Origin of the sequence: Methylocystis sp. (assembly GCF_021731785.1) — a bacterium.
Taxonomy (GTDB): domain Bacteria; phylum Pseudomonadota; class Alphaproteobacteria; order Rhizobiales; family Beijerinckiaceae; genus Methylocystis.
Genome location: NZ_JAKFWS010000176.1, coordinates 1 through 11557, shown reverse-complemented (window position 1 = coordinate 11557; position 11557 = coordinate 1). Strand labels below are relative to the sequence as shown.

Here is an 11557-nt window from a genome sequence, read left to right as displayed (position 1 = left end):
CGGCATCGAAATCTTCACGCAATCGCACCGCTGCCGCCATGACGAACCTCCCTCGGTTCGCCAATAAGAATCAGACATTTGCCGATTCGGGAATCCGAGGTGAGTCAGACTCACGGCAGGTTGGTATTAAGGGGAATTGCCGCGAAACGCCGCTTCGAGCGCGGCGATGTCGATTTTCACCATGCCGAGCATCGCCTGAAAGGCGCGCTCGGCGGCCGCGCGATCTTCATCCATGAGCATGCGCGGCAAGACCTCCGGCACGATCTGCCAATGGACTCCGAAGCGGTCCTTGAGCCAGCTGCATTGGATTTCGGCGCCGCCATTGGCGAGGAGCTTTTTCCAGATCTCGTCGGTCTCGCGTTGATCCTTGGTCGTCACCGAGATCGAAAAAACTTCATTGTGAATCGTCTCGCGGCCCATGTTCAGCGCCTGATAGGGCGTGCCGGCTAGGGTGAAGGACACGAGCAGCGCCGGCCCGTTCGGTTCGCGGCGGAAGGCGCTTTCGAAAATGGAATCCGGAATGACCGAGACGTAAAAGCGCGCCGCTTCCTCGGCCTCGTCCTTGAAGGCGATACAGGTTCTGACTTTCGGATTCATGGCTGCTCCTTAGTTTTGCGCTGCTACTTCGCCGCGGTCGTTTTCGCGATACGCCTGTCGAAGGGACAGAGGTTTCCTCATCCTGAAGAGCGTGCGTCGCACGCGTCTCGAAGGACGAGGAAACCCTCGATCGCCTAGACGGTCTCGCCCTCGTGCTTCGAGACGCCGGCCCGAGATCGGGCCGGCTCCTCAACATGAGGGCGAATTGGGGCACCAAGACTCGACAAAAGCGCTAAACGTTGATATCAACATAATATCGCCATGTCAAAGAAACTGCCGATCGAGGTCGTTCATGAGGTCCGCGACTGCTGTCTCTGCCTTGCGACGCAACGCGCGGCGCGCCTTCTGGCGCGACGCTTCGATCGCGCCTTTGCGCCGCTTCGACTCACCAATGGGCAGTTCTCGCTGATGATGTCGCTCAATGCGCCGCAGGCGCCGACCCTCGGAGAACTCGCCGCGGCGCTCGCCGTGGATCGCACGACGCTCACCGCCGCGCTGAAATCGCTGGAGCGGCGCGGGCTCGTCGAATCGCGGCTCGACGAGAAGGACCGACGCGCCCGCAGACTGTTTTTGACCGACGCGGGCCGCGATCGGCTCGCGGCGGCGCTGCCGATCTGGCGAAGCGAACATGCCGCGCTCGACGCCGAATTTTCACGCAGCGAAGCGCAAAAGCTTCGCAAGGCGCTGCGAAAGTTAGGGGCTGAAACTCACATGGAAGAAAGGGACCCACAGCATGAACGCCACTGCTGAGAACGCGCCGCCATGCATGCGCTCGATCACGCCGCATCTTATCTGCGCCGGCGCCGCCGACGCGATCGAATTTTACAAGAAGGCCTTCGGCGCTGAAGAGATGATGCGCATGCCCGCACCCGACGGAAGACTGATGCATGCGGCGGTGCGGATCGGCGACTCGATGGTGATGCTTGTCGATGAAATGCCGGAATGGGGCGCGCTCGGGCCGAAGGCTTTGAAGGGTTCGCCCGTCACCATTCATCTCATGGTCGACAATGTCGACGAGGTTTTCGCGCGCGCGGTCGCCGCCGGGGCCACGGCGAAAATGCCGGTCGCCGACATGTTCTGGGGCGACCGCTACGGCAAGGTCGTCGATCCCTTCGGCCATGAATGGTCGATCGCGACGCATGTGCGCGACATGACGCCGGAAGAGATGATGGCGGCCGGGCGCGAGGCGATGGCGAAGGGCTGCGCCGAGGCGACGGGCTAGCGCCGAGGCGAAAAACCGATCGGCGCATTTTCGCCGAAATGGCGTGCGCCGGCCTTTCCGCTTCTGGCCCTTTCGCCCGGTCTGGTGTAGGCATCCGCCTGCATGAGCAATGATGACGGCAAGAAACGCGGCATGTTCTCCCGCCTGTTCGGCGGCAGCCAGAGCGAAGCAGCGCCCGAAGCCGCGGTTGAGGCGGCCTCGGAGGAGGAAAAGCGCTCCTGGTGGTCGCGGCTGTCCGGCGGCCTCTCCCGCACCTCGCAGGCGCTCACCCAGGGCGTCGCCGACGTTTTCACCAAGCGCAAGCTCGACGCCCTGACGCTGGAAGAGCTTGAGGACGTGCTGCTGCGCGCCGATCTCGGCGTCGGCGCCGCGACGCGGATCACCGAGGCGGTCGGCAAGGCGCGCTACGAGCGCGACATCGAGCCCGACGAAGTGCGCCAAATTCTCGCCCGCGAGGTCGAGCGCGCGCTGGCGCCGGTCGCCGCGCCGCTCGTCGTCGACGACAGCAAGAAGCCGTTCATCATCCTGATCGTCGGCGTCAATGGCTCGGGTAAGACGACGACGATCGCCAAGCTCGCCGCCAAATGGGTCGACGAAGGCAAGACGGTCGTGCTTGCGGCGGGCGACACTTTCCGCGCCGCGGCGGTCGAGCAGCTCAAGGTCTGGGGCGAGCGGCTTGGCGCCGAGGTCGTGTCCGGCGCGGAGGGCGCCGACGCCGCCGGCCTCGCCTTCGACGCGATCAGGCGCGCGAAGGAGCAGGGCGCCGACATTCTGCTCATGGATACGGCCGGCCGGCTGCAAAACCGCGCCGAACTGATGGCCGAGCTTGAAAAAATCGTGCGCGTGATGAAAAAAGCGGAGGCCGAAGCGCCGCATGCGGTGCTGCTGGTTCTCGACGCCACCGTCGGGCAGAACGCGTTGCAGCAGGTGGATGTGTTCGAGCGCGTCGCGGGCGTCACCGGCCTGGTGATGACCAAGCTCGACGGCACGGCGCGTGGCGGCATTCTGGTCGCCATCGCCGAGACTTACGGACTGCCGATCCACTTCATCGGGGTCGGCGAAAGCGCCGAGGACCTGGAGCCCTTCGAGGCGCGCGACTTCGCGCGGGCGATCGCGGGGCTTGAAGAAACGGCGGATGCGGAAAGTTGAAGGAAGATGACGCAGGAAACGGCTGTCGCGGTAAAGAAAAAACTCAATCCCTGGCTGAAGCTCGCGCTGGAATTAGGGCCGCTGCTGCTGTTCTTCGTCGCCAACGCCAAATACGGCATTTTCGCCGCGACCGGCGTGTTGATGGCCGGCGTCGTCCTGACGCTGGCGGTCTCATGGGCGATCACCCGGCATCTGCCGGCGATGCCGGTGGTCACCGCGGCGCTGGTGCTCGTCTTCGGCTCGCTGACCTATTTTCTGCACGATGAAACCTTCATCAAGCTGAAAGTCACGATCCTTTACACGCTGTTCGGCGCCGGCCTCATCGGCGCGCTCTATTTCGGCAAGCTGCTGCTGCCGATCGTTTTCGACATGGCGATCCATATCGACGACGCCGGCTGGCGCAAGCTTACGATTCGCTGGGGTCTGTTCTTCTTCGCACTGGCCGGACTGAATGAAGTCCTGCGGCGGGTGCTGACGACTGACGACTGGGTGAATTTCAAGGTCTTCGGCATCTTGCCGCTGACGCTCCTCTTCGCCGTGACTCAGGCGCCGCTGATCATGCGCCACGAAATCCGCCCCGAGGACGAGGATACGGAAGCGCATTTCTAGGATGAGCGTCCTTTTGAATTTTTCTTGCTCTCGCCCGCGACAAGGCCATTCAACAAGGATTTTTTCTGGCGTTTGCGCGCCTTCGGCCGCGTCCGGGTTGCAATCGCGGCGCGTTCGGGCGAATAGAGTCAAAGTCTTTTTGATGGTCGAGTCGAATCCTTGCCCAGTCTCATCCGCTTTCTGATCGTCGTCGCGGCAGTCGCTGCAATCGTCTATGGCGCCATGGTCGCGCTCGTCACCTATGTGACGCCGCAGCCGCGCGAGATGACCTATACGATTCCGGCGCAACGGCTGAACAAGTGAGTTGTCGTTCCCGTCGCGGGTAACGCGCGCGGGACTCCAAAAGGATATCCGGGGGAGTTGAGCGCATGAAGGCCGGCGCTTCCCGCCAGCTCGACGCCTTTCTCGACATGCTGGCCGCCGAACGCGGCGCGGCGCGCAATACGCAGGACGCCTATCGGCGGGATCTTTCCGATTACATCGCGCATCTTTCCGAATGCGGCCGCGATCCTGGCGCGGCGACGACGGAAGACATTCGCGCCTATCTCGCCGCACTGGAGCCGCGCCGCCTGTCGGCGGCGACTTTGGCGCGGCGGATTTCGGCCATTCGCCAGTTCCACAAATTTCTCTTTGTCGACCATCATCGCGGCGACGATCCCGCGGCGGCGCTCGACGGCCCGCGACGGCGGCGCAGCGCGCCGGGCGTCTTCTCCACCGCCGAAATCGACCGCCTGCTCGCTGTGGCGGGCGAAGGACTTGACGATGAGAGCCGGCCAGTTCGCGAGCGGCTGCAGGCGGCGCGCCTCTATGCGCTGCTCGAAACGCTTTACGCCACCGGCCTGCGCGTCTCCGAACTGGTCTCGTTGCCCAAAAGCGCGGCGCATGCGCGCGACCCTTTCATCGTCATTCGCGGCAAGGGCGGGCGCGAGCGGCTGGCGCCGCTGACCGATCGCGCCCGCCGCGCGCTGCTTTACTATCGCAAGCTGCTCGAGGCGACGGCGCCCGAGCGCGCGTCCTCGAATTTTCTCTTCCCCGCCGACAGCGACAGCGGCCATCTGACGCGCCAGGCCTTTGCGCGCGATCTCAAGGGGCTCGCCAGCGCCGCCGGCCTGAAGGCGTCCGCCATGCATCCGCATGCGCTGCGTCACGCCTTTGCAAGCCATCTGCTGCAGAACGGCGCCGATCTGCGCGTCGTGCAGGAACTGCTTGGCCACGCCGACATTTCGACGACGCAAATCTATACGCATGTGCTCGACGAGCGCATGCGCGCCATGGTGCGCGACCTGCATCCGCTGTCGGACGCGACCGAAAAGCCGCGCTAAGCCGCGGCGCGCGTATTTTCCCGTTGAATGTTAAGACGCCCTCAACGTAAGCTCTTGCGCATATTTTGCGCGACCGAGGAGCTAGGCGATGGCGAAAAACGCGATGGATTTTCGACCGGAAGAAGAGAATGTCGCCTATATCGGCGCGGGCGTGACGCTCAAGGGCGAAATCTCGGCCTCCGATCTCGTCATCGTCGACGGCGCGATCGAGGGCGACGTCTCCGCGCGGGTCATCAAGGTCGGGCAGGGCGGCGTCATCCGCGGCAATGTCAGCGCCACGGAAGCCGATGTCAGCGGCTGGATTTCCGATCATATCGAGATCAAGCAACTGCTCGTCGTTCGCGCCAGCGGGCGCGTCGAGGGCAAGATCACTTATGGCGAGATCGAATTGGAGAAGGGCGCCGTGATCGCCGGCGAACTGACGGCGCTCGAGGATTATCGCACCGCCAAGCCGGCGGCGACCAAAGCAGGCGGCGAACGCGCCGAACGCGCGGAAGTCGCGCCGCCGCCATCCAAGCCCTCGATCTCGTCGATCGATCGCATCAATGAGGCGGTGCGCAGCGCCGCCGCCGCCAAGGCCGCCAAGGGCCCTCTGTATTTGGCCGCCGACGGCGACGGCAAGCGCGTCGCGACGCGCCCGCTCATCGGCCGCAAGACGTCGGCGGGCGGTTGAATCCCTCTGCCTGTCGCCCGCTTTTTGCCGTGTCGGGACCTGTCCGACGCGGCGCCTTACGCGCTTGTGCGGCGGCAGCCGGCGGTCTATAGAACGCTCCTTCGCGCTCCCTTCGTCTAGCGGTCTAGGACGTCGCCCTCTCACGGCGAAAACAGGGGTTCGAGTCCCCTAGGGAGCGCCATTAAAATCAATAAGGTGTGATTGAAGTTTGGCCAGGACGGCCAGGCATACGGAAAAAATACGGAAAAGACGCTGTGAGACAGCGGCGGATTGAGCAGCTCGATCCTCCTATGAGGTCGATGACGGCAATGAGATCAAAGACTGAAATCTGACCGTCACCGCTCCTTACTCAAGCCGGGAACAAGCCCAACTTAGCGCCCGCCGCTTCTTTGGTCGGCTGCACGATCACCACAATTTGAACCATCGCGGGCCGTCTGCCACGAATGATCGCAGTCTCCGGCGACGGAAGCGGTTGTCGATGCAAAGAGACAAACGAGAAGTATCGCAATCTTTTTCATTGGATAGCTCCTTATGAATGCGGGAGAGGTTCCCGCACGAATTCAGTGTAGCGATGAGTCTCGGACTCGCAAGCGGCGCGAGATCGCGAGGGAAACCGGCGTCAAGAGCGCCAGCCCCCTAATTCAACCTCACCTTGTCGGGAAAGCTCTTGTGCGAGAGCCGAAGGAAGTAAGCCCAGGCCGCTTCAGCATCGCGCGCCGCCGCAGCCGCCTTCTGGATTGTGTCCAGAGGCTCCACGATGGGGTTATCGTGCAGGACGCTTTCGGTAAAGTCGAGAAGCGCCCGGTTCGCCGCGAAGGCGGATCGGAGCGCTTGCTTGAACGCCTCCTTAGCCTCATCGCTTTCGAAAGGTGACGGCGGCTTCTTCGGCTTCGGCACCCTCAGTCTTCCCAATCATATATCGAGGGATAGCGTCGCCGACCTAGACTCCAGAGCCCCCGTTCCGAACGCCGGCGCAACCGCTCGTTTTCGCGATCAAGCTCCCTCGCCGAATAGTCCGCGAGCACCTCGGCTCCCTTTCGACGCGCCTCCGCAATGGCAACCTCTCTTTCGGGAATACCGAAAGGCGCCGGCAGCCTAGGACCATATTTCTTGAGGCCCGCGCCGCCCTGTAGCAGTGTTCCAACCGCAGCCAACCGCGATGCGCTGCGCGCTCTGCTCGCCTGCACGCCCTTGGCGTTGTATGTGTTCACGCCCTCAAGCAAGGCGTTCTGAGACTCGTAATTGAGCTGGTTGGACTGCTCCAGTCCGCCAAACATCTCCAGCGCTTGGTAGAACGCGCCTTGGCGTTCGATCAGCGCCTCATTATTAATGACACTCGTGTCCGTCGCGCCACCACCGCCAGCCGCCGCAAGCGCCCGAGACTTCGATAGCAACAGTTCCTTGTCCTGCGCACGCGCCTGCGCTTGGCGCTGTGATCCGGCAAGCGCGGTGTCAGCGGCGTATTTCAAGCCCGTCGCGCGATTGGTGGCGTTGATGATGTCATACGGGCGCGAGGCGTCGATCGCGGCCGCGCTGTCCATGCCGGATTTATATTCGCCATAGGCGCCGAGCAGCGTCCCGCCCGCACTCGCCGCCATCGAGCCTAATACTAAAGGTTCAAGCCCGCTCATTTCCCCTCCAGCGCCCGCAGTCCCTTCTCCCAGGCAAAAGCGAGCCGCCGCGCCGCTTCCAATGGCGAAAGCTCGCGCGTTTCAATCGGCCCGCCTTCTTTGCCTGTGTGCTCATGGCGGTCGACGAACATGCCGAGATGCTTGCCGATCTTTTCCAGCGCGCCGAGCTTGTCGTGAAGTTTGATTTTTATGCCGTCGCGGGTCTGCGCGACCTCCGCAATCGCCGCAGCCGTGTCGTCGTCGATCTCGGCGCTATCCAGCATGGCGACGCCGTTGCTGATGGCCTCATTGCCTTCAGCGTCCTTAATGGCGATTCCTTCGCCCCAGCGGACAGCCTTCCGAATGTCGGAATAGCCGATCTTGGCCAGTTCAAGCAGCGTCCGCTCGATCGTGATCTCGGCGCGCTTCGCCGCAGTCGCTTGGATTTCCTGGACCCTTATCGCCACCCTATCGTCAGCTATCAGCCGGGCGGCGTTGGCGTCCATGGAGCGCTCGTCGCCCTCGTAACCCGCCGCACGATAAGCCTCGCGCTGAGACGCGCCCTTGGCGATCTCACGGGCGAAGATTTCGTGGCGCGGGTTCTCCAGGACTGGCATCAATTGCCTATCGCCGCCCGTTCTTGGGCGATGCTGGCGAGGTTCTCCAGCGCTGTGTTCTTGTTGTCGAGGCCGCCCTTCAGAATGACCTTATCCGATGCGCGAACGACACAGAACTTATTTACCGGCCCGCGCCACTGAACCCGAAGGTCGTCGGCGACATCGTTCCCGCCTTCGCCTTCGGCCGTCATGTCGACGCGGCTCATTTCAACGACGCGCGCGCCACAGTGCCAGACATCGGCAACGAGCAATTCCATGCGCCACGCGCAGGAATCGACGGCGACGTCGATCAAGTCATACGGCTTCAGCTGCGAGGCGACGTGCCGCCAGAAATCGGGACGCAACACATCCTCGGGCTTTATGCTTTCTTCGACCGTCACGAAGTAAATGGCGCGCATATGCTCCGCGAGGGCGAAGCGGCGTTGAAGCAGGGCGGGCGTATCGGTCATAGGGTCTCGCTTTCTGAGATTGAGGCGACGACTTCGCGAATGATGTCCGCAGCGCCATTGTTTGCCGCGTTCATTTCTTCGGCGAGGCGAAGCCCTTCGCGCAGGTTATATTGAGCCCGGCGAAGCGCAGCGCCGCTCGGGTCGATGGCGGACAAGCTTGCGTCCAAGATGCAGGTCAATGCTAGGCCGATGTTGATCTGGTCCGCGGGCGTCACGCTCCTGGCCCCTTCCGCTCGGCAAGAAGGTCTTCGACAAAGACGCGCTCGGCGTCGAGATTGGCCAGCAGCGCGCCGAGCCATTCCACATGCGCCGCGCCCGTCGTCTGCAGTTTTGCGATCGTCGCTTCCATTCCGCGCACGGCGGCGCGCCTTGCGTCATCGTTGGGACAATCGGGCTCATCCTCGGGGGCGGCCAACGCTCGCGTCAGGCGCTCTTTGGCCTCGGCGACTTTCTTAGCCTCGGCGTCAATCAGCGCGTCGGTTTCGCTCCGGCGCGCAAGGATGGCGTCTATGTCCTTCGATGCAGCGCCAAGCGCGGCGAGAGCTTTTCTCGTCGCGCGCCGCTGCTCGTAGCTGGTCAGGCTCACCAGGGCGCGAAAGGCTTTGTCGCGCGGCATCGCGGCGATGGCGTCTGGATTGAATGCGTCAATTTCCATGAGCCGAATCTAAGCGCGCCGATTCCAACTCGCCAGACGAGTATTTTGGGCTCTAGAGATTTTTGAGTTTTTGTGCGCTTCCGGTGACGCCAGCGCGTTCGAAGTATTTAAGGACGCGCTCGCTCGTTCTATCGCCCGCGAGATAAGCGCGCAGCGCAGTGGTGTCGTTGTCGAGCAACATAAGATGTGCCGGCTTGCTGACTTCGTATTGGCCGCCGATGCGACGCCCAATGTGATACTTCTTGCACTGGTTTCTGATGGTTTGCTCAGACCTGCCAGCGAGCTTAGCTGCGATACTAATTGAGCAAGCCTCGTGACGGTCGTAAGGAATTAGGACTTGAGGATTGTCCGGAATGTCGTCCATCACGCCGCGGCCCTCCCTTCCCGCAGCAGGCCGGCGAGCCCGATCAGCGCGGCCTCGGCGCGGTCGCAATCGCACTTGCGGGCAAACAGGGCGGCCTGCGAAGGCCAGCGGCTGATTGCGACGCTGCGGGCGCTGTCCTTATTCTCCTTGCCCGGCGCAATGCTGGACGCGCGCTTCCAGACCGGCGGCGCTATCATCTCCAGCGGAATGCCGGCAGCGGCGAGCGCGCCCTCGATGATCCCGCGCGTGCGACCAAAGCCGAAAGCGCCGACGCTTCCGTCCGAAGGCCGCGGCCCGATCAATTCGCAGTAGGCGCGGTTCGCTTGCGTCGAATAGACGATACTGGCGAAGAGCGCTGGATTGACGGCGCGACGGCCTTTCGCGCCATTGAGCAGCGTCGGCATGTTGTGGACTTCGAGCAGCTCGCCGCCGTCGGTCAGAACCGCGATTGCACCATCGAGACCTGGGTCTATTCCAAGGATTGTCGTCATTGCGGCGCGGCCTCCTCGACAATCGCATCGAGCGCCGCCCCAAGAACGCCGGCGGGACGGCCCGAGCCGTCGCGCGTCAGAGCAGCCCGGATTGCCGCTTCAGGCGTTCCATGCTGCAAGGCGATTGACATTGCCACCGCAGCATCGCGAGCATCGTCCGCGGCGTCGTTTGATGGCTTTGCAGCGTCGATAAAAAGCTCTGCAAGCCTTCCATCGGGGAAGCAGGAGAAGGTCGCGGTATAGGCAGCGCCGCGAAATTCGAAGCCGATGGTTTCGCCCGCTCGGCGGTTTGGGAGACGACGGCGGGTCATCGTCCCGACCTCCATTTCCTGAAGTCGACAACGACCGTCTCGTCTCGGGCGATGCTGCGGATTGTCAGCCGGCCGTCGCGCCAGCCTTCGACGGGCTGCGCATGCCAATCGCGCCGCCGCAAGCGCTCGGCCGCCATGCGCTCGTAAATCGCTTCGACAGACGCCCGGCGGTCTTCGAGAGAAACAGTCGCTGGAATAGCACGTGAAGGCGATTCAAATTCGATTCTGGAGGTGCTGCTATTCTCGCTATTCCCGCTATTTGGGAGGGGTCGGCTAGCAGGAATAGCGGAAATAGCGGCCTCCCCCTTATCAATCTTTTGTGCGAGGGGACCTTCACCAAATTCCTGGCGGATAAAGTCAGCAAGCGCGCCCATACATTAAACCTCCCGATTGACCCGCCACGCCTCCTTGACGGGCCTTCCGGCGACGCGATGGCCACCCCCTTCAAGTCGCGTAAGCCAGTCGTGGGATTCCAAGACGCCAACGGCCCGCTTCGCTGCAGCAGCGTCACGAATCGAGTTAGGGCCTTTCTGGTAGATCGCGACTAAACCGATCTTCGGCTCGGCCCACGAGGTCATGAGCCAGTCCAAGAGCTTTTCGGCCTCGCGAACTTCTCGGGCGACGTGTCCCGCCTCAAACAGTCGGAGCGCCTCGCTCGCATAGTAGTCGCCAATCGCTGCAGCGCGACCCAACGCATCGGCACCGATGGTGCGCGCGTCGATGTCGTCGATGATTGTTAGAACGCCAGCAATGCGCGCGACATGCTCCGCCAATTTATTGGCGAATCCTCGGATCGGCTCATACGCCCCGCAGGTCGCAAGTTTCCGCTCAATTTCATCGGCGAGCCTTCCCCATGCCGAGGCTGCTGTAGCGTCGAACGCTAGGCGGCGCGGGTCCAGCGCATTGCGCGAGCCGGGAAGGAGTGGAGCTGGCTTCTCCAGGATGTCCAGAAGACGCGCCCCATAGCGACGAAGCGCCGGTTCGGTCGAACCTGCCAGCGGCTTTTGAAAACGCGTCCCTGCGGTTGACGCCGGCCCACATACCAAGACGCGCGACAACAGACCTTGGTCTGCCGCCATGGGGTCAGCGAGTAAGCCCGCTGACGTCGCCGGCTGCAACATCAAATTGAACGCAAGGCGGCGACCCAGCAAAATGCTCGCGCCGTCTCCCGCTCGAATGCGCCGCAAAGGCGAGCCGTCCCAAGCCGATGAAAGCGCCGCCATCGTGCGAAGGCGATTTTCGTTGGCGAGCGCGTGGCCTCCTAGTGCTCAGATTCCTTGAATCCGCTCATATGCGGTGGATTCCGTCGGAGCACTGCTGCGTTTATACACTTGTTCAGCGATTTGCTGAACGAGATAGGTTGATCATGGCGGCTCCACGTCGAGTGATCGAGTTGGCGTTTACGGAGAGCGACCTGGCGGAGTTAATGAGGCTTGCGCGTTCGCGGACAGAACCGGCGAGCCGGGTCGAACGCGCGCGGATGCTCCT

At 62.8% G+C, this 11557-nt stretch carries 17 protein-coding genes, 1 tRNA gene and 1 pseudogene; 8 read left to right on the top strand and 11 right to left on the bottom strand.

The annotated features are described in order from the left end of the window. Positions 1 to 126: 126 nt before the first annotated feature. Complete coding sequence (locus QZ964_RS20620; protein WP_292534086.1) at positions 127 to 597, bottom strand: VOC family protein; 471 nt, start codon at positions 595 to 597, stop codon at positions 127 to 129. A gap of 261 nt (positions 598 to 858) precedes the next feature. Here QZ964_RS20620 and QZ964_RS20615 point away from each other — a divergent pair, with 261 nt between their 5' ends. The 8 genes from QZ964_RS20615 to QZ964_RS20580 all read left to right on the top strand — a co-directional run bounded on the left by QZ964_RS20615 (position 859) and on the right by QZ964_RS20580 (position 5753). Then, positions 859 to 1347, top strand: a complete 489-nt coding sequence (locus QZ964_RS20615; RefSeq protein ID WP_292534084.1) for a MarR family transcriptional regulator — start codon at positions 859 to 861, stop codon at positions 1345 to 1347. A gap of 16 nt (positions 1348 to 1363) precedes the next feature. After that, positions 1364 to 1819, top strand: a complete 456-nt coding sequence (locus QZ964_RS20610; protein ID WP_292534089.1) for a VOC family protein — start codon at positions 1364 to 1366, stop codon at positions 1817 to 1819. Between the two features lie 102 nt (positions 1820 to 1921). Then, positions 1922 to 2968, top strand: coding sequence for a signal recognition particle-docking protein FtsY (gene ftsY / locus QZ964_RS20605; RefSeq protein ID WP_292534082.1), 1047 nt, complete (start codon positions 1922 to 1924; stop codon positions 2966 to 2968). A 6-nt stretch (positions 2969 to 2974) separates the two neighbouring features. Further along, positions 2975 to 3577 carry a septation protein A gene (locus QZ964_RS20600; RefSeq protein WP_292534080.1) on the top strand — a complete coding sequence of 201 codons (603 nt, stop codon included), beginning with the start codon at positions 2975 to 2977 and terminating at the stop codon, positions 3575 to 3577. Between the two features lie 159 nt (positions 3578 to 3736). Beyond that, on the top strand, positions 3737 to 3880 hold the full coding sequence (locus QZ964_RS20595) for an oxidoreductase (protein WP_292534077.1): 144 nt from the start codon (positions 3737 to 3739) through the stop codon (positions 3878 to 3880). A 65-nt stretch (positions 3881 to 3945) separates the two neighbouring features. Continuing rightward, the gene (locus QZ964_RS20590; RefSeq protein ID WP_292534075.1) at positions 3946 to 4899 is read left to right on the top strand and encodes a tyrosine recombinase; all 954 of its coding nucleotides are present in this window, start codon (positions 3946 to 3948) and stop codon (positions 4897 to 4899) included. Between the two features lie 88 nt (positions 4900 to 4987). Continuing rightward, complete coding sequence (locus tag QZ964_RS20585; protein WP_292534073.1) at positions 4988 to 5572, top strand: polymer-forming cytoskeletal protein; 585 nt, start codon at positions 4988 to 4990, stop codon at positions 5570 to 5572. A gap of 105 nt (positions 5573 to 5677) precedes the next feature. Next, a tRNA-Glu gene (locus tag QZ964_RS20580) sits at positions 5678 to 5753 on the top strand. Between the two features lie 455 nt (positions 5754 to 6208). Here the strand turns inward: QZ964_RS20580 and QZ964_RS20575 are convergent. The 10 genes and pseudogenes from QZ964_RS20575 to QZ964_RS20530 form a co-directional block, all read right to left on the bottom strand. Then, complete coding sequence (locus QZ964_RS20575; protein WP_292534070.1) at positions 6209 to 6469, bottom strand: hypothetical protein; 261 nt, start codon at positions 6467 to 6469, stop codon at positions 6209 to 6211. Between the two features lie 2 nt (positions 6470 to 6471). Continuing rightward, positions 6472 to 7203: a hypothetical protein gene (locus QZ964_RS20570; protein ID WP_292534068.1), complete on the bottom strand. Its 732-nt coding sequence runs from the start codon at positions 7201 to 7203 to the stop codon at positions 6472 to 6474. After that, entirely contained in the window at positions 7200 to 7799 is a 600-nt protein-coding gene (locus QZ964_RS20565; RefSeq protein WP_292534066.1) for a terminase small subunit, read from the bottom strand. The genes QZ964_RS20570 and QZ964_RS20565 overlap by 4 nt, the downstream gene beginning before the upstream one ends. After that, positions 7799 to 8248, bottom strand: a complete 450-nt coding sequence (locus QZ964_RS20560) for a hypothetical protein (RefSeq protein WP_292534065.1) — start codon at positions 8246 to 8248, stop codon at positions 7799 to 7801. The genes QZ964_RS20565 and QZ964_RS20560 overlap by 1 nt, the downstream gene beginning before the upstream one ends. Positions 8249 to 8459: 211 nt before the next feature. After that, on the bottom strand, positions 8460 to 8903 hold the full coding sequence (locus QZ964_RS20555) for a hypothetical protein (RefSeq protein ID WP_292534062.1): 444 nt from the start codon (positions 8901 to 8903) through the stop codon (positions 8460 to 8462). A gap of 52 nt (positions 8904 to 8955) precedes the next feature. Continuing rightward, positions 8956 to 9267, bottom strand: a complete 312-nt coding sequence (locus QZ964_RS20550) for a hypothetical protein (protein WP_292534059.1) — start codon at positions 9265 to 9267, stop codon at positions 8956 to 8958. Next, positions 9267 to 9758: a hypothetical protein gene (locus QZ964_RS20545; protein ID WP_292534056.1), complete on the bottom strand. Its 492-nt coding sequence runs from the start codon at positions 9756 to 9758 to the stop codon at positions 9267 to 9269. The genes QZ964_RS20550 and QZ964_RS20545 overlap by 1 nt, the downstream gene beginning before the upstream one ends. Beyond that, positions 9755 to 10069: a hypothetical protein gene (locus QZ964_RS20540; protein WP_292534054.1), complete on the bottom strand. Its 315-nt coding sequence runs from the start codon at positions 10067 to 10069 to the stop codon at positions 9755 to 9757. Before QZ964_RS20540 ends, QZ964_RS20545 begins: the two co-directional genes overlap by 4 nt. Next, positions 10066 to 10443 carry a hypothetical protein gene (locus tag QZ964_RS20535; RefSeq protein WP_292534053.1) on the bottom strand — a complete coding sequence of 126 codons (378 nt, stop codon included), beginning with the start codon at positions 10441 to 10443 and terminating at the stop codon, positions 10066 to 10068. The genes QZ964_RS20540 and QZ964_RS20535 overlap by 4 nt, the downstream gene beginning before the upstream one ends. A gap of 3 nt (positions 10444 to 10446) precedes the next feature. Further along, positions 10447 to 11307: pseudogene (locus QZ964_RS20530) on the bottom strand (DUF3987 domain-containing protein); the annotation flags it as partial. Between the last annotated feature and the right edge of the window lie 250 nt (positions 11308 to 11557).